The sequence below is a fragment of the Streptomyces sp. NPDC058701 genome (genome assembly GCF_042715295.1).
Classification (GTDB): domain Bacteria; phylum Actinomycetota; class Actinomycetes; order Streptomycetales; family Streptomycetaceae; genus Streptomyces.
Genome location: NZ_JBHXSY010000046.1, coordinates 20,778 through 45,252 on the forward strand (window position 1 = coordinate 20,778; position 24,475 = coordinate 45,252).

General features: G+C 73.4%; 20 protein-coding genes. 8 read left to right on the top strand and 12 right to left on the bottom strand.

Annotation, left to right across the window (positions count from 1 at the left end; translation table 11 throughout):
- Window positions 1-52: 52 nt before the first annotated feature.
- Both ACFWW8_RS32030 and ACFWW8_RS32035 read left to right on the top strand, forming a co-directional pair.
- Window positions 53-229, top strand: a complete 177-nt coding sequence (locus ACFWW8_RS32030; RefSeq protein ID WP_386534565.1) for a hypothetical protein — start codon at window positions 53-55, stop codon at window positions 227-229.
- Window positions 230-447: 218 nt separating this feature from the next.
- Complete coding sequence (locus ACFWW8_RS32035; protein WP_386534568.1) at window positions 448-732, top strand: hypothetical protein; 285 nt, start codon at window positions 448-450, stop codon at window positions 730-732.
- Between the two features lie 42 nt (window positions 733-774).
- On the opposite strand, the gene ACFWW8_RS32040 is transcribed toward ACFWW8_RS32035, so the two are convergent.
- On the bottom strand, window positions 775-1,176 hold the full coding sequence (locus ACFWW8_RS32040) for a VOC family protein (RefSeq protein WP_386534571.1): 402 nt from the start codon (window positions 1,174-1,176) through the stop codon (window positions 775-777).
- Between the two features lie 166 nt (window positions 1,177-1,342).
- On the opposite strand from ACFWW8_RS32040, the gene rph reads away from it, so the two are divergent.
- Window positions 1,343-3,955, top strand: a complete 2,613-nt coding sequence (rph, locus tag ACFWW8_RS32045; RefSeq protein ID WP_386534573.1) for a rifamycin-inactivating phosphotransferase — start codon at window positions 1,343-1,345, stop codon at window positions 3,953-3,955.
- Window positions 3,956-3,959: 4 nt separating this feature from the next.
- Here the strand turns inward: rph and ACFWW8_RS32050 are convergent, their stop codons facing one another.
- Window positions 3,960-4,211: a DUF397 domain-containing protein gene (locus ACFWW8_RS32050; protein WP_386534576.1), complete on the bottom strand. Its 252-nt coding sequence runs from the start codon at window positions 4,209-4,211 to the stop codon at window positions 3,960-3,962.
- Entirely contained in the window at window positions 4,208-5,074 is an 867-nt protein-coding gene (locus ACFWW8_RS32055) for a Scr1 family TA system antitoxin-like transcriptional regulator (protein ID WP_386534578.1), read from the bottom strand. Before ACFWW8_RS32055 ends, ACFWW8_RS32050 begins: the two co-directional genes overlap by 4 nt.
- 99 nt (window positions 5,075-5,173) lie before the next feature.
- Here ACFWW8_RS32055 and ACFWW8_RS32060 point away from each other — a divergent pair, with 99 nt between their 5' ends.
- Window positions 5,174-5,689 carry an ATP-binding protein gene (locus ACFWW8_RS32060; RefSeq protein ID WP_386534580.1) on the top strand — a complete coding sequence of 172 codons (516 nt, stop codon included), beginning with the start codon at window positions 5,174-5,176 and terminating at the stop codon, window positions 5,687-5,689.
- Window positions 5,690-5,750: 61 nt separating this feature from the next.
- Here the strand turns inward: ACFWW8_RS32060 and ACFWW8_RS32065 are convergent, their stop codons facing one another.
- The 6 genes from ACFWW8_RS32065 to ACFWW8_RS32090 all read right to left on the bottom strand — a co-directional run bounded on the left by ACFWW8_RS32065 (window position 5,751) and on the right by ACFWW8_RS32090 (window position 15,447).
- Window positions 5,751-6,611: a TIGR03619 family F420-dependent LLM class oxidoreductase gene (locus ACFWW8_RS32065; RefSeq protein ID WP_386534583.1), complete on the bottom strand. Its 861-nt coding sequence runs from the start codon at window positions 6,609-6,611 to the stop codon at window positions 5,751-5,753.
- Between the two features lie 139 nt (window positions 6,612-6,750).
- The gene (locus ACFWW8_RS32070; protein ID WP_386534631.1) at window positions 6,751-7,893 is read right to left on the bottom strand and encodes an ADP-ribosylglycohydrolase family protein; all 1,143 of its coding nucleotides are present in this window, start codon (window positions 7,891-7,893) and stop codon (window positions 6,751-6,753) included.
- Window positions 7,894-8,750: 857 nt separating this feature from the next.
- Window positions 8,751-10,406, bottom strand: coding sequence for a DUF4157 domain-containing protein (locus ACFWW8_RS32075; protein WP_386534586.1), 1,656 nt, complete (start codon window positions 10,404-10,406; stop codon window positions 8,751-8,753).
- 161 nt (window positions 10,407-10,567) lie between these two features.
- Window positions 10,568-13,159 (bottom strand): bifunctional FO biosynthesis protein CofGH, encoded by a 2,592-nt coding sequence (locus ACFWW8_RS32080; protein ID WP_386534588.1) that lies wholly within the window; start codon window positions 13,157-13,159, stop codon window positions 10,568-10,570.
- 64 nt (window positions 13,160-13,223) lie between these two features.
- Window positions 13,224-14,006, bottom strand: coding sequence for an SDR family oxidoreductase (locus ACFWW8_RS32085; RefSeq protein WP_386534590.1), 783 nt, complete (start codon window positions 14,004-14,006; stop codon window positions 13,224-13,226).
- A gap of 214 nt (window positions 14,007-14,220) precedes the next feature.
- Window positions 14,221-15,447 (bottom strand): PLP-dependent aminotransferase family protein, encoded by a 1,227-nt coding sequence (locus tag ACFWW8_RS32090; protein WP_386534593.1) that lies wholly within the window; start codon window positions 15,445-15,447, stop codon window positions 14,221-14,223.
- Window positions 15,448-15,579: 132 nt separating this feature from the next.
- Between ACFWW8_RS32090 and ACFWW8_RS32095 the strand changes: the two genes are divergently transcribed.
- Complete coding sequence (locus ACFWW8_RS32095) at window positions 15,580-16,470, top strand: hypothetical protein (protein WP_386534594.1); 891 nt, start codon at window positions 15,580-15,582, stop codon at window positions 16,468-16,470.
- 174 nt (window positions 16,471-16,644) lie between these two features.
- Here ACFWW8_RS32095 and ACFWW8_RS32100 read toward each other — a convergent pair whose 3' ends face one another.
- The 3 genes from ACFWW8_RS32100 to ACFWW8_RS32110 all read right to left on the bottom strand — a co-directional run bounded on the left by ACFWW8_RS32100 (window position 16,645) and on the right by ACFWW8_RS32110 (window position 18,902).
- Window positions 16,645-16,854 carry a DUF397 domain-containing protein gene (locus ACFWW8_RS32100; protein ID WP_386534597.1) on the bottom strand — a complete coding sequence of 70 codons (210 nt, stop codon included), beginning with the start codon at window positions 16,852-16,854 and terminating at the stop codon, window positions 16,645-16,647.
- A gap of 207 nt (window positions 16,855-17,061) precedes the next feature.
- Window positions 17,062-17,943 carry a helix-turn-helix domain-containing protein gene (locus tag ACFWW8_RS32105; protein ID WP_386534600.1) on the bottom strand — a complete coding sequence of 294 codons (882 nt, stop codon included), beginning with the start codon at window positions 17,941-17,943 and terminating at the stop codon, window positions 17,062-17,064.
- A gap of 224 nt (window positions 17,944-18,167) precedes the next feature.
- Window positions 18,168-18,902 carry a GPP34 family phosphoprotein gene (locus ACFWW8_RS32110; protein WP_386534602.1) on the bottom strand — a complete coding sequence of 245 codons (735 nt, stop codon included), beginning with the start codon at window positions 18,900-18,902 and terminating at the stop codon, window positions 18,168-18,170.
- A gap of 1,588 nt (window positions 18,903-20,490) precedes the next feature.
- On the opposite strand from ACFWW8_RS32110, the gene ACFWW8_RS32115 reads away from it, so the two are divergent.
- From ACFWW8_RS32115 to ACFWW8_RS32125, 3 genes are all read left to right on the top strand, one after another.
- Window positions 20,491-22,008 carry a D-alanyl-D-alanine carboxypeptidase family protein gene (locus tag ACFWW8_RS32115; RefSeq protein WP_386534605.1) on the top strand — a complete coding sequence of 506 codons (1,518 nt, stop codon included), beginning with the start codon at window positions 20,491-20,493 and terminating at the stop codon, window positions 22,006-22,008.
- A gap of 112 nt (window positions 22,009-22,120) precedes the next feature.
- The gene (locus tag ACFWW8_RS32120) at window positions 22,121-24,037 is read left to right on the top strand and encodes an MFS transporter (protein WP_386534608.1); all 1,917 of its coding nucleotides are present in this window, start codon (window positions 22,121-22,123) and stop codon (window positions 24,035-24,037) included.
- Window positions 24,038-24,133: 96 nt separating this feature from the next.
- Window positions 24,134-24,337 carry a hypothetical protein gene (locus ACFWW8_RS32125; RefSeq protein WP_386534610.1) on the top strand — a complete coding sequence of 68 codons (204 nt, stop codon included), beginning with the start codon at window positions 24,134-24,136 and terminating at the stop codon, window positions 24,335-24,337.
- Window positions 24,338-24,475: the final 138 nt, after the last annotated feature.

The following is a 24,475-nucleotide window of genomic DNA, read 5'->3' on the forward strand; positions in this document are numbered from 1 at the left end:
AGGGTTGGCGGCAGCGCACCGCGATCCCCGTCGCCGAGCAGGAGGGCACACCGTGAGCCAGTACCAGGGCCCGGCGCCGGGCGGCCGCGCCGTGGCCGCCGCCCGCTGGGACGACCTCGTCGAGGAGTTCGAGTTCTCCCCCGCCGAGCAGGCGGAGATCGACCGCGGTGCGGCGGAGATGATCGCGGCGGTCCGCGCCCACCGTCTGGCGGAGGTCCGCAAGCGATAGCACACGACCCAGGTGCAGGTGGCCGAAGCCATGGCAGTACGTACTGGGTTGACCGTTTCTGCGTCGCCGTGTTGCAGGGAAGGGCGTCGACGCATCGCCGAGGCCATGGAGGATGCCGGGCTGCCGTACTGAGGGCGCGGCCGGGGCCGGTGTGGGCCATGCGCGGAATGCGGGGGCCGACCGGTGACCCGGGGCGCGGGCGGGTCGTTGGGCGGGGCATGAACGTCATGAAGCGCACCCTGTCCGCCCTGGTCCTCACCGGCGGCGCCGCCCTCGCCCTCACCCCCGTCGCCGCGCACGCCGCCGACGAGCCCGCCATCCAGGGGCCGCCGATCACGCAGCGCGTCACCGACATCGTCGACCACCCCGGGCAGGCGATCCAGGACACGAAGACGGCCGTCGAGGTCACCGGTTCCGCGGCCGGGTCCGCCACGGGCGCCATGGACAGCTCCCTCGCCGGCGCCCTCGCGGGGGGCCTCCCGAAGGCACCCAAGGTCGGCTGAGAGCCCGGCCCGACGGGCGACCGGCCGACGGAGCACGGCAACCTAGCCCCAGGTGCGGGAGCACAGGACGAGGCGGTAGCCGTCGGGGTCGGCGACCGTGACGCCGTGCTCGTCCCAGTACGGGTTGTGGGAGGCGACGCGGGTCCCGCCGTGCTCCACGAGCCGCCGGACGAGGGCCTCGGCCGGCGGCTCCCCCAGGTACACCACGAACAGGTCGTCCACGGTGGGCGCGGGCGCCACCGGGTTGTCCGCGTCCCGGGTCAGCTCGAAGTGCCACCCGCCGCCGGCCGGACCCACCATCAGCAGGTCGTGCTCCCCGGGGCCGCCGCCGGTGCTGCGCCACTGCACGTCGAGCCCGAGCCCCTGCACGTAGAACCGCTCGGCGGCGTCCAGGTCGAGGGACGGGCGGGCGACGCGGACGTGGGTACCGGCATGGATGATCATGGTGGAAGCCTAGACGGGGCCCCCGTCGCCGGAAACGACGAAGGCAAGGAGAGAGCTCTCCTTGCCGCTCTCAACTTATAGCCCACCGGGGGGCTTGCCACAAGGCCCCCGTCGCGGCGCAGAATCGTCGGCCTGTGCCACCACCTGCGGAAAACGGGGCTTCACCATGCTTGAGCAGTACGTGCTGGACCTGCACGAGGTCGATCCGACCCACGTCGCGCTCGTCGGCGGCAAGGGCGCGCACCTGGGCGGGCTCACGCGGATCGACGGCATTCCCGTACCGGGCGGCTTCTGCGTGACGACGGACGCCTTCCGGCGGGTCCTGGCGGACGCCCCGGCGGTCGGCGAGCTGCTCGACCGGCTGTCGTTCCTGGACCCGGACGACCGGGACGGCATCCGCACGCTCAGCGCGCGGATCCGCCGGACCGTCGAGGAGATCCCCGTCCCCGACGACCTCGCCGCGGCGGTCACCGGCGCCCTCGCCCGCCTCGGCGACCGGACCGCCTGCGCCGTCCGCTCCAGCGCGACGGCGGAGGACCTGCCGACGGCCTCGTTCGCCGGGCAGCAGGACACCTACCTGAACGTCGTGGGGCCGGCGGAGGTCCTCCGGCACGTAAGCCGCTGCTGGGCCTCGCTGTTCACCGAGCGGGCCGTGGTCTACCGGCGGCGGAACGGCATCGACGACCGTACGGTCCACATGGCCGTGGTCGTCCAGGAGATGGTCTTCCCGGACGCGTCCGGGATCCTGTTCACCGCCGACCCCGTCACCGGCAACCGGAAGGTCGCCACCGTGGACGCCGGCTTCGGCCTCGGCGAGGCCCTCGTCTCCGGCCTGGTGAACCCGGACGTCTTCACGGTGCGGGACGGGAAGGTCGTCACCAAGGCGGTCGCCGCCCAACAGCGCGCCGTCCGGGCCCTGCCGGGCGGCGGCACGCACGAAGTGGCCGTCGACGCGCGGCAGCAGGAGGAGCCGGCCCTGACGGACGCGCAGGCCGTACGGCTCGTGCAGCTCGGTCGGCGGATCGAAGCGCACTTCGGCTGCCCGCAGGACATCGAGTGGTGCCTCGCCGGCGACGGCTTCCAGATCGTCCAGAGCCGCCCGATCACCACGCTCTTCCCCGTCCCCGTGCCCGAGAACGACGCCCCGGACAACCGCGTCTACGTCTCCGTCGGCCACGGGCAGATGATGACCGACCCCATGAGGCCCCTGGGGTACTCCATGTGGCAGCTGACGGCCTTGGTGCCGATGCGGGAGGCCGGCGGAAGGCTCTTCGTCGACGTCACCGCGCGCCTCGCCTCGCCCGCGGGCCGCGACGGCTTCCTCGACGCCATGGGGAAGGCCGATCCGCTGGTCAGGGACGCCCTGGAGACCGTCCTCGACCGCGACGGCTTCCTCCCCGCGCCCCCGGACGCCGCCCCCGGCGGGCCGCCGGCCGCGGCCCCGCCCGCCCCGCCCGCGCCCCTCGCGACCGATCCGGCCGTCGTCACCGCGCTGATCGAGCGCAGCCGTACGTCCATCGCCGCCCTGGAGCGCGACATCCGGACGAAGAGCGGACCGGCGCTGTTCGACTTCCTGCTGGAAGCCTTCGAGGAGCACAAGCGGGTCCTCGCCGACCCGCTGAACATGCAGGCGATCATGGCGGGGATGGACGCCACGTGGTGGCTCAACGACACGCTCCAGGAGTGGCTGGGCGAGAAGAACGCCGCCGACACCCTCACGCTCTCCGCCCCCGACAACATCACCTCCGAGATGGGACTGGAACTGCTCGACGTCGCGGACGTCGTCCGCCGGTACCCGGAGGTGGTGGCGTTCCTGCGGGGCGTCGAGGGCGAGGACTTCCTCGACGCGCTGGCGAAGGTCGAGGGCGGGACCGAGGCGCGCGACGCCATCGAGGGCTACCTCGACCGGTACGGCATGCGCTGCGTCGGCGAGATCGACATCACGAGGCCGCGCTGGCGCGAACGCCCCTCGACGCTCGTGCCCGTGATCCTCGACAACGTCAGGAACTTCGCACCGGGCGCCGCGCGGCGCCGCTTTGAGCAGGGCCGGGAGAGGGCCCAGCAGATGGAACAGGACGTGCTGACCCGCCTGCGGGCGCTGCCGGACGGGGACCGGAAGGCCGAGGAGACCCGGCGGATGATCGACCGCGTCCGGACCTTCATCGGGTACCGGGAGTACCCGAAGTACGGCATCGTCAGCCGCACCTTCGTCTACAAGAAGGCCCTGCTGGCGGAGGCCGAACGCCTCGTGGCGGCCGGCGTGCTCGCCGAGCCGGAGGACGCCTTCTACCTGACGTTCCAGGAACTCCACGACGTCGCGCGCTCGCACCGGGTGGACGAGGGGCTCGTCCGGGAGCGCAGGGAGGCGTTCCGGTCGTACCACGCGCTCACCCCGCCCCGGGTCCTCACCTCCGACGGCGAGGCCCTCACCGGGGCGTACCGGCGCGACGACGTGCCGGCCGGCGCCCTGACCGGCGTACCGGTCTCGGCCGGGACCGTCGAGGGACGCGCCCGCGTCGTCCTCGACATGGCGGACGCCGACCTCGAAGCGGGAGACATCCTGGTCACGGCCTTCACGGACCCCAGCTGGTCACCGCTGTTCGTCGGCATCGCGGGCCTGGTGACGGAGGTGGGCGGCCTGATGACCCACGGCGCGGTGATCGCCCGGGAGTACGGCCTGCCGGCCGTCGTGGGCGTGGAGCGGGCCACCCGGCTGATCCGGGACGGACAGCGGATCCGCGTGCACGGGACGGACGGGTACGTCGAGATCCTGTCCTGACCGCTCAGCCCCTGCCGGACGCGACCCCGCTGACGAAGGCGCTCCAGGTACGGGGGGCCACCGCCAGCTCGGGGCCCGCCGTCACCTTGGAGTCCCGGACATGGACGGCATCGGCACAGGCGGCCACCTCGACGCAGTCGTCGCCGTCACCGCTGCTGTAGGTGGACTTGTGCCAGGAGAGGGCGACCTCGACGCAGTTGTCGCCGTCACCGCTGCTGTAACTGCTCTTGAACCACCGGAGCCGGGAGCCGTTCACAGGGAACCTCGCATTCGCGTCAACAGGCCCGAACTACTCGCCGGGTTGAGGGCCTGGATGCGAAGTTTGGCATACCGCTGGTGGAGGAGGCTGAGGTCTTTCGGCTCGGACAGCACCCTGCCCGACTGTTGCCCCTCGCTGTACCCCACCCATTCGTGGTCCTCAGTTTCGAGGAGGCGGAAGGGGCCGCCGAGGCCCGCGTGCTCGGGGCTGATCAGGGGCATGATCTGAAGGTCGACGTTGGGCAGCCGGGCGCACTCCAGCAGGTGGTCGATGAGCTCCGAGGTCACCGACGGTCCACCGGTCTGCCGCGCCACCACCGCCTCGTCGATGATGAAGCTGAAGACCGTGTACGGGGTCCGGGACAGCAGACGCTGGCGGTCCAGTCGAGCGGTGATGCGCGCCTCCACCTCCTCGGCCGTGGGCGGCGGCAGGACATCGCCGACGAGGGCCCGCGCGTACGGCTCCGGCTGGAGCAGCCCCGGTACCGACCGGCACTCGTACGTGTTGAGGGTGACCGCGCCCTCCTCCAGCTCCGCCCACCGCCGGAACCAGGACGCCAGACCGCGCCGCCGGGTCAGCTGCTTCGCCGCGATGCCGATGACACCGAAGGTGTCGAGGACCGCTTCCGTCTTGTTGACGAACTTCTGCGACGGGTGGCGGCGGCCCTGCTCGACCGAGCCGACGTACTGCACCGAGTAGCCGATCAGCGGGGCCAGCTGCTCCTGCGTCAGGCCGGCCCGTTTGCGCGAGGCCTTGACCGTCTCCCCGAAGGAGCGCAGGTTGTCGTCGGGCTCGACCTCGCCGTCACCGCTGTCGTCGGCACTCATCATGGCGGTCACCTCCCCGACAGGAATGTTCACGCACCGTGACTCCGCGTGTCCAGGGAGGGAACTCGTACAGTTGGTTTGTACGAGTTCCGTTGGTGTTGAACGCCGCTGTTCACGCGGGATGTTGAGGGAATGACCGCACCCTTCGGGCCGCCCGCGGCCCTCGTACGTCTGTTCACTCAGCGTTTCAGCGCCACCCGCCGCGGTGCCCGCCTCGCCCGCATGCTGGCCCTGCACGAACTGCACGAGTGGGGGTATCCGCTCTCGGACCCCCTCGCCGCCGACGCCGGGCTGCTCATCGGGGAGCTGGCCGCCAACGCCGTGCTGCACGGCCGGGTTCCCGGGCGGGACTTCGAGCTGCGGCTGGTTCTCCTGGACGCCGTACTCAGGATCGAGGTGTCCGACGCGCGGGCCGACCGGCGGCCCGTGGAGGGGCCGCCGACCGAGCAGGCCGAGTCGGGGCACGGTCTGCGGATCGTCGCCGCCGTCGCCGCCGGGTGGGGGGTCGTGGACCGGCTGGTCGGCAAGACGGTCTGGGCCGAACTACCGCTCGCGGGCGCCTCAGCCGGACAGGTCCCGCCGTGCGTGCCGGGCGGCGGCGGTCATGATCCGGCCCGGGTGGACGGGGCGGACGCGCCGATGAGGTAGGCGACCCGGTCGAGCAGGCGGCCCGCGCGGTCGAACGGATTTCTTCCCCGGGCCCGGCGGGTCAGAGGTACTGGGCGAACGCGTCCAGAGTGCGCAGGATCTCCGGTTCCGACGCCGAGGGCAGCTGGAGGACGACCTCCTCGATGCCCAGGTCGGCGTAGTGGCCCATCTTGCCGGGGCTCGGCTGGACGGCGTACGGGACCACCTGGAGGGACTTGGGGTCGCGCCCGGCGGTCTCCCAGACCTGGCGCAGCACCGGGAGCGACTCGGTGAGGCCGCCGCCGCCGATCGGGAGCCAGCCGTCGGCGTGGTCGGCGATCGCGGCGAAGAGCTTCGGGCCGGCCTGGCCGCCGATCAGGGTCCGGGGGCCGTACAGGGGAATGCCGGGAGCCAGTTCACGGGGCGCCTGCACCGGCTTGGGATGGGCGGCGCTGGCCCGGACGGAGGAGAACGCGCCGACGTACGCCGTGGGTTCGGGAGCCCACAGGGCGCGCATCAGGGCCATCCGGTCCCGGACCAGGTCGCGTCGGGTGCCCCACTCGACGCCGTGGTCGGCGGCCTCCTCGACGTTCCAGCCGTAGCCGATGCCGAGGGTGACGCGGCCGCCGGAGAGGTGGTCGAGCGTGGCCACCTGCTTCGCGAGGCCGATCGGGTCGTGCTGCGCGACCAGGGTGATGCCGGTGCCGAGGTGCAGCCGCTCGGTCACGGCGGAGGCCTGGCCGAGGGCCACGAACGGGTCGAGGGTGCGCCCGTACATCTCGGGAAGCTCGCCGCCCATGGGCGCGGGGGTGTCCCGGGCGGCCGGGATGTGGGTGTGCTCCGGGAGGTAGAGCCCGGAGAACCCGCGCTCCTCCAGACTGCGGGCGAGGCGGACGGGCGAGATGGTGCGGTCGGTGAGGAAGACGGTCGTGGCGATCCGCATGGGCACTGGCACCTCCGAGACGTGGGACCGGCCACGGTACGGGCTCGGCGCACGATTGTTGAGGGGGCGTCAGGCGGGTGGGCGGAGGGGATGGCCGAGTGCGGCGGGGCCGTGCCGATGCGGGCCCGTGCGGACGGGGTCAGCCGAGGGGGTAGCGGGCCAGCCAGCCGGGGGCCTGGCCGGCGGGGCCGTGCAGGGACGGGCCCTGGGTCATCTCCAGGGAGAAGTCGTCGGCGAGTTCCAGGATGGTGGCGCGGCCCTCCAGCTCGGTGAGCCAGGCGGCGGGGAGGGCCGTCTCGCCGTGCTGGGCGCCGAGGAGGGCCCCGCACAGGGCGCCGGTGGCGGCGGAGTCGCCGCCGTGGTTCACGGCGAGGCGCAGGCCGTGCGGGACGTCCTCGGCGACGAGGGCGCAGTAGACGGCGACGGCGAGGGCGGTCGCCGCGTCGCCGGTGCCGTCGGACGGGTTGGTGGCCGTGCCGCTGGTGCTGTCGGCGAGGGCGGTGAGGGCATCGGGGCCCGGCTGGCCCCGGGTGACGGCCGCCGTGGCGCGCTGGAGGGCGTCCGTGACGGGCTGGTGGCCGGGGCGGGCGCCGAGCAGGCCGAGGGCGCGCTGGACGGCGGAGTCGAGGGACTCGCCGCGTGTCAGGCCGTGCACGATGACGGCGTACGCCCCGGCCGCGAGGTAGCCGGTGGGGTGGCCGTGGCTCTGCGCGGCGCACTCGACGGCGAGTTGGAGGACGAGGGCGGGTTCCCAGCCGACCAGCAGTCCGAAGGGGGCCGAGCGGGTGGCGGCGGCCGCGGTCCGGGCGGTCGGGTTCTTCGGCTGTTCCAATGGGGCGAGGACGCCGTCGGCGAAGCCGGTCAGGCAGGCGCGGTCCGGGCCGCGGCGGGCGTAGAGCCATTCCTCCTGCGCGAGCCAGCCGTTGTCCTTGCGGCGCTCGTCCGGGCCCCAGTCGCTCTGGGTGGCGGCCCAGCGGAGGTAGGCGCGGTGGACGTCGGTGGGCGGGTGCCAGGCGCCGGTGTCGCGGCGTACGTGGGCGCGTACGAGGCCGTCCACCGTGAAGAGGGTGAGCTGGGTGCGGGCGGTGACCGTGCCGCGGCGTCCGTGGGCGGGGGCGGGCGCGAGCAGGCCGGCCGGGCCGTGGGCCTCGCGGATGCCGTCGAGGGAGAGCCCGGCCACGGGGGCGCCGAGGGCGTCGCCGATCGCGGCGCCGAGGAGGGTGCCGCGGACCCGACTGCGGAAGTCCTGTTGCTCGGCGCGGCCCCACAGGCCGGTGACGATCCCGCGCCCGGAGGTGCGCTCTGCGGCGGCGGCGGTGGCGTCCGGGCCGCGGCGCGGGGCCTGCGGCGCGCGGGCGGCGGCCGGGTGGGGTGCGGCGGGGGGCGGGGTCTGCGGGGACGGGCCGGGGGCCGCGCCGGCGGCGGGCGGTATCGGGGCGGCGGGTATCCCGGGGGTGGGCGCGCCGGAGCCGGGGGCCGGGCCGGGGGCGCCGGCCCGGGTGTCCGATCCGGGCTGGTCCGGGAGCGGGGGGTGCGCGGCGAGCGGGCCCGCGCCGAGGTCGGGAGCCGGGGGAGCGTGGACGGGGCCGAGCCCGGACCGTACGGCGGGACCGAGGACGTGCATCGCCCCGGGCGCCGGGGCGGGCGGGGCCGGGGCCGGGGGTGCGGGTGGGACCGGGGGTGCGGGGGGCGGTGCGGAGTACGGGGCCGGGGCGCCCGTACCCGGAGCGTGGCCGGTTCCGGCCGCCCGCTCGTCCGGGCTGCCGCCGCCCGTAGGGACCTGGCTCGTATCCATCACTTCGTCCACCCCCGCCACCCTGCCCCGTCAACGCAACCGTTCACCCGCGTCACCCGCGCGCAGGTGAACCCGAACTGTAGTGGACAGCATCGGTCAATTCCGGAAGGTGTCCGGCATGCGTCCCGCAGGCGCACGGTGAACGGCCGGAATGCGAATCCCCAGCTCGGACCGGACGGTTCGGGTCCGGACCCGGCTTCACGGGCAGCGCTCCTCCGGCTTCACGGCGCCGAAGCCGAGCTTCGTGGTCGAGCTTCGTGGTCGAGCTTCGTGGCGGTGCCGGGCTTCGTGCCGGCGCCGGTGCCCGTCCCGGTCGGAAGATCCGAACGAAACGGTTTGCTTCCTCACCCCTTCACCACGTTGCGGCCCTTGTACAGCGCCTTGGGGAGGAAGGTCGAGGTGGGGACCCCGGTCCGCTTGCAGTAGTCGGCCACCATCTCGCGACGGGTCCCCGGCTTCCCCTCCGGCGCGGGGACCTGCTCGTCGGTGAGGTACGGGATGTAGACGAAGGCCCCCCGGCGCTGCACCTTGTTGAGGGGCTTGCCGTTGAACTCGAAGCCGCCACCCGTCGCCGCCTCGGTGAGGTAGCGGTGCTTCTTCTCCGCGATGTCGCTCGCGTTGAACCGGAAGTGGGTGTAGCCGGTGATGTGCGCCCGGTCCAGGCCCTCGTCGGCGGCGAGGCGGTCCACACCCTCGTGGCTGTCGACCTCGGTCCACATGGCGGAGTCGAAGGCGGCGACCTTCTCGTTGCGGGTGAGGGCCACGATCTTCATCAGAGTGGCAGCGGTCTCCTTGCGCGTCCGTTCCTGCCGCTGCTCCGGGGTCTCCGACTGCTGGTCGGCCAGGGCACTCGCTCCGGAGTTCTTCAGCGTCTTGAGCCGGTCACCGAGACCGGTCAGCTGGTCGAACTTCTTCGGGCCCATGGAGGCGAAGTACTTGCCGTCGTAGTCGATGTCGTCCTTCGCCTCCGAGGGTTCGGCGCGGATCGAGGTGCTGGGGCCGATGAGCTGGTTTCCGGCCTGCCATTCGAAGAAGGAGCGGCGGATGTCCTTGAAGGAGATCTCCGAGACGGTCTCGGTGTGGGGCACGTTCTTGTCCCTGAGTCGCTGGCGCAGCTCCTTCCTGAACCGTTCGCCCTCCTTGCCCGACGGAAACGTGACCTTGAGGTTCTTCAGCATCTCCTCGGTGATCTCCGTGGGGACGGCGGCGGTCAGGACGTCCATCTGGTCGGCCTCCCCGAGACCGTCCAGGGCGCCGACCAGTGTGGAGTGCGCGATGACGTGGTGCGCGGTCGTGTCCCAGCCCTGGTGGACGTTGGGCTTGGCGTGCGGGTTCTCCCCCCGTCGCTGTACGGCCCCTTCCGCCGGCGCCACCGCTGCGGAGCTCCGCCCGGCCGCCGCCCTCTTCGGTACCGGACCGGACAGGACGCGGGTGGCGTTCTCCTCGGCCGCCCGCTCGAAGGCGTCGGAGGGGTCGCTGACGCGCAGCCCGGAGCCGTTGTCCGTCCCGGTGACGGGGCCCGACCGCTGCTGGATGACGTGGGTCAACTCGTGGGCGAGTGTGTGCCGGTCGCCGCCGCCGGCGCCGATGACGATGTGGTTGCCGCTGGTGTAGGCGCGGGCGCCGATCTCGGCGGCGGACGCCTCGGCGGCGGCGCCGGTGTGGATGCTGACATCGGAGAAGTCGGCGCCGAGACGCGCCTCCATCTCGGTGCGGGTGGCGTCGTCCAGGGGACTGCCGGGTGAGCGGAGCACGTCGTGGACGGCTGAGCGCTGGACGGGTTCCGGTGGCGCCTGCCCGGCGGGCTGGTGACCGCATCCCGCGCCGTGCTGGTGCGGTGCCTGCGCCCAGGGGTGACCGGCCTGGCGGAGCAGCTGGACGACCGCGGCGTTCCCGGCCGAGCCCTGCAGGGCCCGGAGCAGTCCTGCCGGGGGGGCCTGGGGCGTACGGTCGGGCGCGGGGGTGCGGCCGGGGGGCCGGGTGTTCTCGTGATCGTGCACAGGGGGCCTCTCTCGGTGAGGAGTGACTCGTCCTGGTTACCGAACGGGCCCGCTCGCGCGCGAGGTACTCCGGGGCAGCGTCGGCCGACCGGACGGGCAGTCGGCCGGGGCCACCGACTGTGCCGGGTCGGCCGGACCCCCGGCCGGGCGCCCGCGCCCCGTCAGTCCAGTACCGGCAGCAGGGCCGGCAGGTGCCCGTCCGAGGCGCGGGCCGCGTCCTGCCGTTCCTGCGGAACCTCGCCGTACAGGGTCGTACGGGCCCTCGCGGGCCGGCCCGCGGCCCCGGCGACGGCGATCAGGTCCTTGACCGACTTGTACGAGCCCCAACCCGACCCCGCCATGCGGGAGATGGTCTCCTCCATCAGGGTCCCGCCGAGGTCGTTCGCCCCGGACCGGAGCATCTCGGCCGCGCCCTCCGAGCCCAGCTTCACCCAGCTCGTCTGGATGTTGGTGATGTGCGGGTGCAGCAGGATCCGCGCCATCGCCGTCACCGCCCGGTTGTCCCGCGCCGTCGGGCCGGGCCGCGCGATGCCCGCCAGGTACACGGGCGCGTTGGTGTGGATGAACGGGAGCGTCACGAACTCGGTGAACCCCTCGGCGCCCTTGGCCCGCGCCTCCTGCTGCATGCGCGCCAGCGTGCGGAAGTGGCCGAGCCAGTGCCGCGGCTGGTCGACGTGGCCGTACATCATCGTCGACGAGGACCGGATGCCCAGCTCGTGCGCCGTCGACACCACGTCGATCCAGTCCGCCGTCGGGAGCTTGCCCTTGGTCAGGACCCAGCGCACCTCGTCGTCCAGGATCTCCGCCGCCGTGCCCGGAATGGAGTCCAGCCCGGCCTCCTTGGCCGCCGTCAGCCATTCCCGTACCGGCATCCCCGTCCGCGTCGCGCCGTTGACGACCTCCATCGGCGAGAACGCGTGCACGTGCATGCCCGGCACCCGCTCCTTCACCGCCCGCGCGATGTCGAAGTACGCCGTCCCCGGCAGGTCCGGGTGGATGCCGCCCTGCATGCACACCTCGACCGCGCCCACGTCCCACGCCTGCGCGGCGCGGTCCGCGACCTGGTCCAGGGAGAGCGTGTACGCGTCGGCGTCGGTGCGGCGCTGCGCGAAGGCGCAGAACCGGCAGCCGGTGTAGCAGACGTTGGTGAAGTTGATGTTGCGCGTGACGATGTAGGTGACCTCGTCGCCCACGACCGACTTGCGCAGGTCGTCGGCGATCCGGCACAGCGCGTCCAGCGCCGGGCCGTCCGCGTGCAGCAGGGCCAGGGCCTGTGCGTCGGTCAGCCGCGTCGGATCGTCGGCGGCCTGCGCCAGCGCCGCCCGTACGTCCGTGTCGATGCGCTCCGGGACCATGCCGGGCGCCGCCGCCTCGCGCAGGGCCTCCCAGTCGCCGTAGACGTGGTCGAAGTCGTCGCGCCGGTCACCGGTGCGGCCCTCGGTGTCGATGGTGGCGTGCAGGTCGGTGCGGCCGTACGCCGCGAACCCCTCGTCCGGTTCCTGCCACGGCCGGCCCTCCACCGTCGCGGACGGGTTCGCGAGGCCGGTCGCCGGATCGGCCAGCGCGCGTACGTGCGGCAGCAGCCGGGGGTCCAGCCACGGCTCGCCGCGCTGCAGGAACTCCGGGTAGATCGTGAGGCGCTCGCGCAGCTCGAAGCCGGCGGCGGCGGTCCGCGCGGCCAGCTCCTCGATGTGCGGCCAGGGACGCTCCGGATTGACGTGGTCGGGGGTCAGCGGCGAGACACCGCCCCAGTCGTCGATGCCGGCGCCGATGAGGAGGGCGTACTCCTCGTCCACCAGGTTCGGCGGCGCCTGGATGCGGGCGCTCGGGCCCAGGACGTGCCGGGCGACGGCGATGGCGGCGGCCAGTTCCTCCAGCTCCGCGTCCGGCATGCCGCGCATGGCGGTGTCCGGCTTCGCACGGAAGTTCTGGACGATGACCTCCTGGACGCCGTGGTAGCTGCGCTGGACGCGGCGCAGCTCGAAGAAGGCGTCGGCGCGCTCCTCGTAGGTCTCGCCGATGCCGATGAGGACGCCGGTGGTGAACGGGACGTTGGAGCGGCCGGCGTCCTCCAGGACGCGCAGCCGCACGGCCGGGTCCTTGTCGGGGGAGCCGTGGTGCGGGCCGCCGGGCTCGGACCACAGGCGGGTCGCGGTGGTCTCCAGCATCATGCCCATCGACGGGGCGACGGGCTTGAGGCGCTGGAGGTCGGACCAGGTCAGGACCCCGGGGTTGAGGTGGGGGAGCAGGCCCGTCTCCTCCAGCACGCGGACGGCCATGGCCCGTACGTAGGCCAGGGTGTCGTCGTACCCGTGCGCGTCGAGCCACTCGCGGGCCTCGGGCCAGCGGTCCTCGGGGCGGTCGCCGAGCGTGAAGAGGGCTTCCTTGCAGCCCATCGCCGCACCCCGGCGGGCGATGTCGAGGACCTCGTCGGGGGACAGGTACATCCCGTGCCCGGTCCGGCGGAGCTTGCCCGGGACGGTGACGAAGGTGCAGTAGTGGCACGTGTCGCGGCAGAGGCGGGTGAGGGGGATGAAGACCTTGCGCGAGTACGTGATGACGCCCGGCCGGCCGGCGGCGGCCAGCCCGGAGTCTCTTACCCGCGCGGCGGACGCGGAGAGGTCCGTGAGGGCATCTCCGCGCGCCTGGAGCAGTACGGCCGCCTCGGTCGCGTCGAGCGCGACGCCGTCGCGGGCCCGCCGGAGCGCGCGGCGCATCGCGTTTTCGGTCGGAGCGTCACTCGGAGTGGTCATGCGGTGAGCATACGATCCGGTGGTAGGTGCACGGGATGGTGCGCCGGACGGTGCGCGCAGCGGCTCATCGCATCAGCTCACCGGCGTTGACCAGCAGTGACTGGCCGGTTATCGCCCGCGCCCGGTCGGAGGCGAGGAACACGGCGGCGTCGGCGACGTCCCCGTCGGTGGCGAGGTCGGGCAGCGCCATCCGCTCGGTGAGACGGGCGTGGACCTCGGCCTCGGGCACGTTCTCGGCGTGCGCGGTGAACGTGACGAAGGCCTGGACCGGCGGGCCCCACATCCAGCCGGGGAGCACGGTGTTGACCCGGATGCGGTGGGGGCCGAGCTCGCGGGCCATCGAGTACATGGCGGAGGTCAGCGCCCCTTTGGACGCGGCGTACGCACCCTGCCGCACCTCGTTGGGGGCGGCGACGGCGGACTGCGTACCGATGATCACGACGGAGCCGCCGCCGGCCCTGAGGGCGGGCAGGCAGGCCCGGGTCATGCGGAGGGTGCCGAGCAGGTTCACGTCGAGGATCTGCTGCCAGGTGCCGAAGTCGGCGTCCTGGAGGCCCCCGAAGTACGAGTCCCAGGCGGCGACGTGCACGACGGCGTCCACACCGCCGAACCGCTCCTGCGCGAGCGCCGCGAGGGCCTCGCACTGGGCCTCGTCGGTGATGTCGGTCGGCAGGTAGGCGGTGTGCGCGCCGTCGGGGTCGATCTCGGCGGCGGACTTGGCGAGGTTGGCCTCGGTCCGCGCCCCGAGCACGGCGTTGCCCCCGTCCCGCACGACGGCGGCGGCCACCTGGTGCCCGAGCCCGGCTCCGACGCCGGAGACGATGACGGTCTTCCCTTGCAGCAGCATGACGGGCCCTCCAGGCGACGCACCGATCTGACGGTGCGTCAGGCTACGGCGCACGGCAGGGCTTGTGAAGGGGCGCGGCGGCCCCACGGCGGCCCGCCGGCCACGGCCCTTGCGGTGGTCCGGCGGCGGTCCGTGCGTCAGGCCCGGCGGCCGGGCCGCGGGGTGCGGCCCGTGGCTCCGCCGGGCGCCGCCCCCGCCGGTTCCGCGGCGCGCGTCAGGCGCGGCTCCGGGCCGCCCGGCCCAGACGGACGAGACCGGTACCGATCTCCTGCGGGGTGTGCGTCGTGAACGACAGGCGCAGCGTGCGGGGATCCGGGGACGCCGCGAAGAAGGGCGCCCCGGGGACGAACGCCACGTCGTGGGCGATCGCCGAGGTGAGCAGGGCCGCCGCGTCGCGGCCCTCCGGCAGGCGGGCCCAGACGAACATGCCGCCCTCAGGCCGGTTCCAGGACGAGCCCGCCGGCAGGGCCTGCCCCAGGCCTGCCAGCAGGGCGTCGCGGCGGACCCGGTAGGCGTCCCGGACCCCGGCGACGTGGGCGTCGAGGTCCGCGCCGGCCAGGTAGTGGGCCGCGGCCAGCTGGTCGACCGTGGAGGTGTGCAGGTCCGCCGCCTGCTTCGCGACCACCACGGCCCGGCGCAGCGCCCGCGGCACCCGCAGCCAGCCGAGCCTCAGCCCCGGCGCCATGACCTTCGAGAAGCTGCCCAGCAGCGCCGTGCGGTCCTCGGCCCCCGGGTGCGCGGCGAGCCACGGGACGTCGGCACCCTCGTAGCGCAGTTCCCCGTACGGGTCGTCCTCCACCAGCCACAGGCCCCGGCGCGCGGCGATGGCCGCCACCGCCGCCCGGCGGGCCGCGGGCAGGGTGCGGCCGGTCGGGTTCTGGAAGGTCGGGACGGTGTACAGCAGCTTGGGCCGCTCCCGCGCGACGGCTTCCGCCAGGGCGTCGGGGAGGATGCCCTCGTCGTCGCAGGGCACCGGCACCACCCGCGCCCCCGCCAGCCGGAACGCCTGGAGGGCGGCCAGGTAGGTGGGATTCTCCACGAGGACCGCGTCCCCGGGCTCGACCAGGGCGGTGACGACGAGCGCCAGGGCCTGCTGGGAGCCCGAGGTGACCAGGACGTCGTCCGCGTCCGTCGCCAGCCCCCGCGCCGTCGCCCGGCCGGCGACGGCCCCGCGCAGTTCCGGCACGCCCTCGGTGGTCGAGTACTGCAGCGCCCTCCCGGCGGACGCCGCGAACACGGCCTCGTACGAGGCCCGCAGGCCCGCGGCGTCGAAGAGCTCCGGCGCGGGGAGGCCGCCGGCGAAGGAGACGACCCCGGGGCGCTCGGTGAGCGCGAGGATCTCGCGCACGGGGGAGCCCCCCGTCGACGCGGCCCGGGCGGAGAGGGCGGGCGGCGGCACGACGGGGGCGGAGGCAGGGGTGGGGACGGGTGTGGATGTCATGGGCACGGGGCTCCTCGGGGAGGCGGGTGCGGGCATCGTAGGCGGAGAAAGGTGCAGACGGCACGCATGTGTCACATGCTGAACTGCCGTCGTCCTCTCGCACTCTGACGTTGCATCAGCTAGACCGGTGCCATGACGACAGGAGAGCAGGACCCGCGGCCCGGCGACACCCGGCACCACGACCCCCTCCGGCAGGACACCCGGCCCGACGACTACGCCGAGCTCGCGGCCGTCGGCCCGTACGGGGTCCGTCCGGGCCACGCGCTGATCACGATGGTGGAGCCGCACCCGGGCCACGAGTTCGCGTACAACCGCTGGTACGAGGACGACCACTACTACGCCGGCGCCATGGCCATGCCCTGGATGTACGCCGGCCGCCGCTGGGTGGCCACCCGGGACCTCCAGGAGCTGCGCTACCCGGAGAAGTCGGCCGTCGCGCAGCCGGTCACCGCCGGGTGCTACCTCTCGACGTACTGGGTGACCGAGGGCCGCTACGACGAGCACATGAAGTGGACCGTCGGCATCAACAAGCGCCTCAACCGGGACGGCCGGGTCTACCAGGACCGGACGCACGTCTTCACGGCCTTCCAGGACCACGCGGCGACCGCGTACCGCGACGGGGCCGCCGGGCCGCGGGACTTCCACGCCCTCGACCACCCGTACGCCGGGCTCGTCGTGCAGGTCGTGGACGCCGACGGCCCCGAGCAGCGGGCCGGGCTGCTGGAGTGGCTGCGCACGCGGTCCCTGCCGAAGCGGCTGCACGGCTCGTCCGCCGCGATGGTGACGGTCTTCCGGCCGACACCGCTGCCGGGCGACCGGATGACGTACGTCAAGCAGGTGGAGGGGATCGACACCCGCCTCACGCTGCTCTGGTTCCTGGAGGAGGACCCCCGGACCTGCTGGGACCGATTCCAGGGGCTGGACGCGGAGGTCGCGGGGGCGGGGCTGGGGCGGGTGGAGCTGGTCGCGCCGTTCGTCCCGACGGTGCCGGGCACCGACCGGTACGTCGACCAGCTCCGCTAGGGGGTGTCCGCGGGCCGCGGCGGACGTGCCGTGCGCGGACATGGCCGAGCCCCCTCGGCCAGGACGGCGGGCCGGTCGAGAGGGCTCCGGACGGTGGTGCGGGTGGCGCTGGTGGTGGTGTGGTGCGTGTGGCGCTGGCCGTACAGGGGACGGTGGAGGCGTGCGCTGAAACGTTCAGGCGAGGCGCCCGAGGCCGCCCTCGGTGACGTCGGCGACGAACGAGGTCCAGGAGCCGGGCGCGAAAGTGAGGGACGGACCGTCCTGCACCTTCGAGTCGCGGACCGCGATGGCCTCCGTGACGGGTGACTTGACCTCGACGCAGGCGCCGTTGGCGGAATAGGAGGACTTGGTCCAGTTGTGCGTGGCGCCCTGGCGAATAGCCATGTTTCTCTCCGGTTCAGCGAGTAGTTCCCGTGTCGTGTCGACCACTTTTCCGGCCGACCTGATCGACGCTACCGGCAGCTCCTGAGACGTGGACGGGCCATTCACCCGACCGAGTGGCATATTCCATTCAGGCCTTCTGTGGCCGGGGACTGACGGTGTACCGTGCTGGCCCTTCCCCGGCCACCCACCTGGTTTCGCACCGCTTTATCAAGCCTTGCCCGCGTATTGGCCGATGATGTCGGAGATGAACTGCCGTGTCTGGTCCACGTTGAGGGCCTGGGCGCGCAGGTGCTCGTACATCACGCTGTACTTCTGCACGTCGTTGGCCTTCTCCAGGTACAGGTCGCTCGTCACGCCCTCGATGTAGACCACGGTCGAGTCGGACGCGTCCGGAAACTCCAGGATGGCGTACTGGCCGTTGACGCCCGGGTGCGCGCCCAGCGAGAACGGCATCACCTGCACGGTCACGTGCGGCTGGTCCGACTGCTCTATCAGGAACTCCAGCTGCCGGATCATCAGCTGGGCGTCGCCCACCTGCCGCCGCAGCGCGGCCTCGTCGATGACGGCCCACAGCCGCAGCGGCCCGAGCTCCGGGTTGTTGTTCTCGGTCTCGGACAGCCGCTTCTGCCGGTGCATCCGGACCTGCACCCGCTTGTCCACGTCGGCGGGAGCGGTCTCCGGCCAGGCGCCGCGGACCAGGGACTGGGCGTACTCCGTGGTCTGGAGCAGCCCCGGGATCACCAGCGGCTCGTACGTGCGCAGGCTGGCGGCGTCCGTCTCCAGGCCGATGTAGACGCTGTACGGGATGTCCCCGAAGGCGTGCCACCAGCCCTGTTGCCGGGAGTCCTTGGCCATCTGCATGAGCGAGTCCACGAGCCGGCGGTCCTCCACCTCGTACACGTCGCACAGGTCCCGGACGTCGCGCTGGCTGATGGAACGGCGGCCGTTCTCCAGCCGGCTGATCTTCGACTGGGAGACGAGCAGGCGTTCGGCGACCTGCTCGGCCGTCATGCCCTTGTCCTCGCGGAGCTTGCGCAACTCCATGCCCAGTCGGCGGCGTCGGACGGTGGGATTGACATTGGACGCCACGTGAACGGCACCTCCGCCTTCTTCTGTTGCTGTCCCTCTGCGTGTCTGATGTTGAGCAGACTGCCACCGAAGCGTGCGCTGCCGCTGGGGAACGGCCGGGAAAACAGACGCGCGGGGTGGCGGGACCGGGCGAACCGGCCCCGCCACCCCGCGCGTCGGCGGTGCCCGGACCGGGTGCCTGGGGGGCGCCGGTCACGGCGGTGGCGTTGCGATGGAGCGGTGGATCAGTGCGCGGCCGCGCGGGCCATCGCACCGGTCCGGCGCGGCTGGAGCGGGACACTGCCCGTCGTGGCCCGGACCGGCGGTGCCGGTGCGCGGTCACGGCGAGGCTGTGCCGCCACACCGTTCTGGACGTCCATCACGGCGTGCGCCACGAGTCCGCCCATGGGGTCGTGCCGGATCAGGTCCCGAAGCCGGGATCTGGACGACCGCCCCTCGTTGCCGGGGTACAAGTGCTTGCCGAGTCCGACCGCGTGGGCCAGTGCGGCAAGCGCCGCGGTCCGCGGGTCCGGCGGTACACCGGTGCGGATCGCACTGTCCAGCCGGGCACGGATCTCCCGGCTGATCGCCGTGTCCGTCGCCTGGTAGCGAGTCGTCGGCAGCACCCCGCACATCTGTCCCGCGACGGCATGGACCATGCCGCAACGCTCCAGGTGAGCGAGGTAAATCTGGCGGAGCCCCAGCCGGGGTCCGCCTATCCAGTGGACGGCCCGAACCGGGCTGCCGCGCCTGCGCAGCAGTTCCAGTGCGGAGTCCAGAGTCGGATCTCCTGTCGGCCGTGGCATCACCACGGCGATACGATCCCCGTCAGGGGCTATCCGTCCTGCCAGAGCCAGCTCCACTAGCTGTGCCCCGGCCAGGCCGAGGTCGAGCGACTGCGGCTGCGCCGTGGTACCCGTGGCCGGGTCCAAGGCGAGCAGCAGAAGCTCCTCCGGAATTGTTCTGCGGCTCCTGCCCATCCATGCCTCCCCGCGTGGATGAGTGACAGGGTGACGCCTCTCACATTCATCTGTCGAGAGCGCCTGACCGCTTTGCGGGGGAACTCGCAACTATGTCGTTCTCGTCTGGCGCGGGGGCGATGCCCCCGAGACGGGACACTGTTAGACATTCGGACAGCCGGACGTGGCGGCGATCGAGGAGGAACTGGTGGCGGGCGAGTCCCCCGACAAGTCGGTAGATGCAGGAGCGCCGGGGGCGGCGGAGTCCTCCGCGGAGCGTGATCCGAGGCTGTCGGTGTTCCGGCCGAGGGAGTCCGAGGACGCCTCGGCCGGTGACGGCGACACCCCGGAGCGCGACCCGCTGCGCGAGGCCGTCGCGGCGTGGGTCGCCACCGCCGAGGCGCCCGCGGGTTCCGACGGGCCGCCCGCGGGAGCGGAACCGGCAGCCGTCGTTCCGGCTGGCGCGGGTCCGAAGCCGGGTGCCGGGTCGGCCGCTGCCGACTCGAAGGCTGATGCGGCGGAGGTTGCGGCGGAGCCCGAGGCTGAGGCTGAGGCCGTGCCTGACGCCGAGCCCGAGCCCGAGCCCGAGGTCGGGGCCGGTTCCGAGCTGGAGGCAGAGCCCGCCTCCGCCTCCGGCGCCGAGTCACCGGCCGCGTCCGGGTCCGTGTCCGGGGCCGAGTCCGGCGGCGGGTCCGCTGCCGGTGCGGCGGGGTCGCGCGGCGCCGAGGTGCCCAAGCCGTCCTCCGAGCCGGCCGACGCCCCTGAGGCCGCCGACGTCTCCGAGCCCGCTGAGGCCCCTGAGGCCCCTGAGGCCGCCGATCCCGTCGACGCCTCCGAGCCGGCCGACGCCGCGCCCGATGCCGGCTCCGGCGCGCCGGCCGCGTCCGGTGAAGCGCCTGCGGACAGTGAGCGGACCGCTGTGTTCCGGGCGGTGAAGCCGCCTGCGGCTGCGGGTTCCGGTTCTGTGGGTGGGCGGGGCGGTGAGGGGTCGCGGGTCGACTTCTTCCGGCGGCCTCAGCCGGTGTCGGGCCGGGGCGGTGCCGAGGAGGGTGCCGAGGAGGGTGCGGGTGCGTCGGAGTCGTCTCCGGCGGAGTCCGGTGGGGGCGGCGAGCGCACTGCCGTGTTCCGTGCGGTGACTCCGCCGGCGCCGGCCACCCCGGTCGCCACACCGCCCGCCAAGGATTCCGTTTCGGCCGAGGAGTCGGCCGCTGACACCGCCGATTCCGGGTCCGCTTCCGATGAAGCGCCTGCGGACAGTGAGCGGACCGCTGTGTTCCGGGCGGTGAAGCCGCCTGCGGCTGCGGGTTCCGGTTCTGTGGGTGGGCGGGGCGGTGAGGGGTCGCGGGTCGACTTCTTCCGGCGGCCTCAGCCGGTGTCGGGCCGGGACGGTGCCGAGGAGGGTGCCGAGGAGGGTGCGGGTGCGTCGGAGTCGTCTCCGGCGGAGTCCGGTGGGGGCGGCGAGCGCACCGCCGTGTTCCGTGCGGTGACCCCGCCGGCGCCGGCCACCCCGGCCGCCACACCGCCCGCCAAGGATTCCGCTTCGCCCGGTCGCCCGGGCTTCGACGGGCCCCCAGCGGGTTCCGCCGCCGCGGACGGTGAGCGCACCGCGGTGTTCCGCGCGGTCAAGCCGCCGGTCGCGCCGGCCGGGGACGCCGGCGCCGCCGGCCGGGCCGCGCCGCCGAAGGCCAGTACCTTCGTACCGCTGCGGACCGACGGGGCTCCGGCCCCGGCCGTGACCCCGAAACCGGCCCCCGACCCCGCGGCCGGGTCCACGCCCGCGGCCGGGTCCACGCCCGCGTACGAGTCCCCCGAGCGGACCACGCAGCAGCCGCTGCCGCCGAAGCCGCCGCTCGACATGCTCGCGGACCTCACCAACAACCCGCCCCCGCCGCCGAGCCCGCTGCGCACCGCCGTACGGCGGTTCAAGATCTACGCGCCCGTCGTCGTGCTCCTGGCGATCGTCCTGTCGGTCGTGCAGCTGGTGCGCCCGCTGCCCGAGCCGACGCTCGTGATGACCGCGAAGTCCTCGTACACCTTCGAGGGGGCCAAGCCGCAGCTGCCCTGGCCCGGCGAGGGCCAGGCGTACATGGCGGCGGCCGGTCTCGGCACGCTCGGCCAGTCCGGCGAGCAGAAGCCGGTGCCGATCGCGAGTGTCACCAAGTCGATGACGGCGTACATCATCCTGCGCGACCACCCCATCAAGAAGGGTGAGAAGGGCGCGGTGATCGACGTCGACAAGACGGCCGAGTCCGAGGGCAGGAAGAACAACTCCACGGACAACGAGTCCACCCTCGACACGGTCAAGGAGGGCGACAAGCTCACCGAGTACGACGCGATCGCCGCCCTCATGATCCCGTCGGCCAACAACGTCGCCCGGCTGCTGGCGCGCTGGGACTCCGGTTCCCAGGAGGCGTTCGTCAAGAAGATGAACGACACCGCCAAGGACCTCGGCATGAAGAACACCACGTACACGGACCCCTCGGGCCTGGACGCGACCACGGTCAGCACCGCCGAGGACCAGGTCAAGCTGGGCCTGAAGCTGGTGGAGATCGAGACGCTGCTGGAGATCACCAAGAAGCCCAGCTGGCAGGACCCCTCGGGCAAGGTCTGGCGGAACTGGAACGGCCTGGTGCCGTTCAACGAGTCGCTCGGCATCAAGACCGGTACGACCACCAAGGCCGGCGGCAACCTGCTCTTCGCCGCCTACAAGGACGTCGGCAAGACCCGCCAGCTGATCGTCGGCGCCGTCCTCGGCCAGCACAAGCCGCCGATCATCGACAGCGTGCTCGCCGCGAGCAAGCAGCTGATGACCGCCACCCAGAAGTCCCTGAACGGGGCGCCCGTCGTGAAGGAGGGCGACGTCGTCGGGTACGTGGACGACGGGCTCGGCGGCCGTACGCCGGTCGTCGCCACCGCCGACGTCCAGGCCGTCGGCTGGGGCGCGCTGACCGTCGGCATCGAGCTGGCACAGGGCGAAGGCAGCAAGATCCCGCAGACCGCGAAGGCCGGCACCGAGATCGGCGTGCTGACGGTCGGCGAGGGCGCGAGCCAGGTGAAGGTGCCGGTGGCGCTGAAGAGCGACCTCGCCTCGCCGGGCATCGGCAGCAAGCTGACGCGCGTCGGCTGACCGCCGCCGCCGGCGTGCGGACGGCGCCCCGGGCAACCCCGGGGCGCCGGGGCGCGTCTTGGGATCCGGGACGTGCGTACGGGCAGGGAACTCATGTGTGGGGGAGTGGGCAGTGACCACCGCTGAGCAGCAGGGACGGCGCCGTGCCGCCGCTGCGCCGGTGCACGGCGGCGGTTCCGGGTCGCCCGCGCACCCCGCCGCCGCGCTCCCCGCCCCGGCGGGGCCCCCTGCGGACGCCCCGGTCCTGCCGGAACCGGGCGGCCCCGGCCGCCGCGGTCTGGACTGGGTGCGCCGCCACCCGGTGGCGGTCGCGACCGTCCTCGCCGGGATGCTGCACGTCCTGTGGTTCTTCAGCTTCGCCAACAGCGGCGGCGACCTCGCCGCGCAGGACGCGTGGGCCGAGTTCGTCGGGCGCCACCCCGACTCCGCGTACAACCTCGCCTGGTACGGCGGGATGCACCCGGTCTCGTACAGCGTGGTCTCGCCCTACCTCATGCACGTGCTCGGCGTGCGCACCACGATGATGATCGCCGGCACGGTCTCGGCCGGGCTCCTCGCGCTGATACTGACCCGTTGCCGCGGCTCCGTGCGGGAACCGCTGTGGCCCGCGCTCGCCGGGGTGTACGGACTGTTCTGCAACGCCCTGTCGGGCCGGGTCACCTTCGGCCTCGGCGCGATGTTCGCGCTCGCCGCGGTCGCCGCGGTGTTCTGCTGGCCCCGGAAGTGGTCGCGGCGCCGCTGGGCGAAGGCGGCCGTGGCGGCCCCGCTGGCGGGGCTGGCCACCGCCTCCAGTCCGGTCGCCGGGCTGTTCCTGGGGGTGGTGGCGGCCGCCCTGTTCCTGACCCGGCGGCGCCCGGGCGCGTACGCGCTGGGGCTGGCGCCGGTGGCCGTGGTCGGGCTGTCGGCCTGGCTGTTCCCGTTCTCCGGGACGCAACCGATGCGGCTGGGCTCGGCCTGGCTGCCGTTCGTGTTCGCGGTGGCCGTGTGCGTGCTCGTGCCGAAGCGCTGGAAGACGGTCCGCGTCGCGGCGGCCGTGTACGCGTTGGGCACCTTCCTGACCTGGGCGGTCGACTCCCAGGTCGGTTCCAACGTCACCCGGATGATCATGCTGTTCGGCGGGGCCGTGCTGCTCGCGGCCCTCCCGTGCTACGCCCCGCGCTCGCGGCGGTGGTACGCGGTGCTGCTGGCGTTCGCCGGCCTGACCGTCTGGATCACCACCAACAGCGTCACGGACATCATCCGCACCACCCCGCTGGCCGCCTGGAACCGGGAGCTGGCCCCGCTCGTCGACCAGCTGGAGAAGGTGGGCGCCGACCGCGGCCGGGTCGAGGTGGTTCCGGCGAGCAGCCACCGCGAGTCGTCGGCGTTCCCCTCGTACGTGAACCTCGCGCGCGGCTGGAACCGGCAGGCCGACCTGGAGCGCAACCCGCTCTTCTACGACGACACCCTGAACGACGTGACCTACCGGGAGTGGCTGGACCGCTGGGCCGTGCACTACGTGGTGCTGCCGGCCGACCGGCCCGACGAGGGCGGCAGGGACGAGGCGCGGCTGGTGCGCGAGGGCCTGCCGTACCTCCAGCAGGTGTGGGGCGACGCGAACTGGCAGCTGTTCAAGGTCGACGCGCCGACCGACCTGGTGTCCGGGCCGGCCGGCGTGGTGCGGGCGGGCGCCGACGAGCTCGTGGTGAACGTACGGCAGGCGGGGCGGGTGCTGGTGCGCGTTCCGCACTCCCCGTGGCTGGGGCTGGTGGGCGCGGACGGCAGGGCCGTGGTGCCGCCGCAGGAGACCTTCGCCTCGAAGGCGCGGGGCGGCGGGGCGACCGGGCTGCCGAAGGAGTACGCGAACGCGGCCGGGTGCCTGTTCAAGGCGGCTCCGGACGCGTCGGGCGACGTGTGGACGGAGCTGCTGGCGCCGGGGCCGGGGGAGTACCGGGTGACGGCGAAGTACCAGCTGCCCCGGGGGACGCCCTGTCCGGACGAGCTCGTCCAGAAGGCGCTGGGGCACCCGGCTCCGCCGCGCGGTCCTTGATCCCGAATTCTTTGCTTCCGGCCCGGGTGCGTCGGCCGGTATATGTGCATACGATCCCAGTAGTCCGATTGGGTGCTTCCCGAGGGAGTTGACGGGATGAGCAAAGAGCAGATGCAGGACGTCCAGGCCGCCATCGCGAAGGCGCAGGAGCCGTTCCAGGTGCCGCGGGCGCAGGGCCACGGCTTCGACGGCCCGCTCCGGAGCAAGGTCAAGGGCGGGGCGCACACGAAGGCGGCCCTCAAGCGGGCCGGCACTCCGCAGGGTGACCGCATCGGCGAGCGCAGCAGGGGACTGAGCTGACGCGGGCCCCGCGCCCCGCGTCCCCGTGAGGGGGCGGGGGCGGGGGCCGGGGTACGACAGGTACCACCAGCACCGTGGGTACCACCACCAGCACCGTGGGTACCACCACCAGCACCGTGGGTACCACCACCAGCACCG

What these genes read in the sequence shown, in the direction of transcription:
- ACFWW8_RS32080 (WP_386534588.1), bottom strand. Translation starts at nt 13,159, where the DNA reads ATGACCACTCCGAGTGACGCTCCGACCGAAAACGCGATGCGCCGCGCG.
- ACFWW8_RS32060 (WP_386534580.1), top strand. Translation starts at nt 5,174, where the DNA reads ATGACCGCACCCTTCGGGCCGCCCGCGGCCCTCGTACGTCTGTTCACT.
- ACFWW8_RS32110 (WP_386534602.1), bottom strand. Translation starts at nt 18,902, where the DNA reads ATGGGCAGGAGCCGCAGAACAATTCCGGAGGAGCTTCTGCTGCTCGCC.
- ACFWW8_RS32040 (WP_386534571.1), bottom strand. Translation starts at nt 1,176, where the DNA reads ATGATCATCCATGCCGGTACCCACGTCCGCGTCGCCCGCCCGTCCCTC.
- ACFWW8_RS32090 (WP_386534593.1), bottom strand. Translation starts at nt 15,447, where the DNA reads ATGACATCCACACCCGTCCCCACCCCTGCCTCCGCCCCCGTCGTGCCG.
- ACFWW8_RS32100 (WP_386534597.1), bottom strand. Translation starts at nt 16,854, where the DNA reads ATGGCTATTCGCCAGGGCGCCACGCACAACTGGACCAAGTCCTCCTAT.
- ACFWW8_RS32085 (WP_386534590.1), bottom strand. Translation starts at nt 14,006, where the DNA reads ATGCTGCTGCAAGGGAAGACCGTCATCGTCTCCGGCGTCGGAGCCGGG.
- ACFWW8_RS32095 (WP_386534594.1), top strand. Translation starts at nt 15,580, where the DNA reads ATGACGACAGGAGAGCAGGACCCGCGGCCCGGCGACACCCGGCACCAC.
- ACFWW8_RS32065 (WP_386534583.1), bottom strand. Translation starts at nt 6,611, where the DNA reads ATGCGGATCGCCACGACCGTCTTCCTCACCGACCGCACCATCTCGCCC.
- ACFWW8_RS32125 (WP_386534610.1), top strand. Translation starts at nt 24,134, where the DNA reads ATGAGCAAAGAGCAGATGCAGGACGTCCAGGCCGCCATCGCGAAGGCG.
- ACFWW8_RS32035 (WP_386534568.1), top strand. Translation starts at nt 448, where the DNA reads ATGAACGTCATGAAGCGCACCCTGTCCGCCCTGGTCCTCACCGGCGGC.
- rph (WP_386534573.1), top strand. Translation starts at nt 1,343, where the DNA reads ATGCTTGAGCAGTACGTGCTGGACCTGCACGAGGTCGATCCGACCCAC.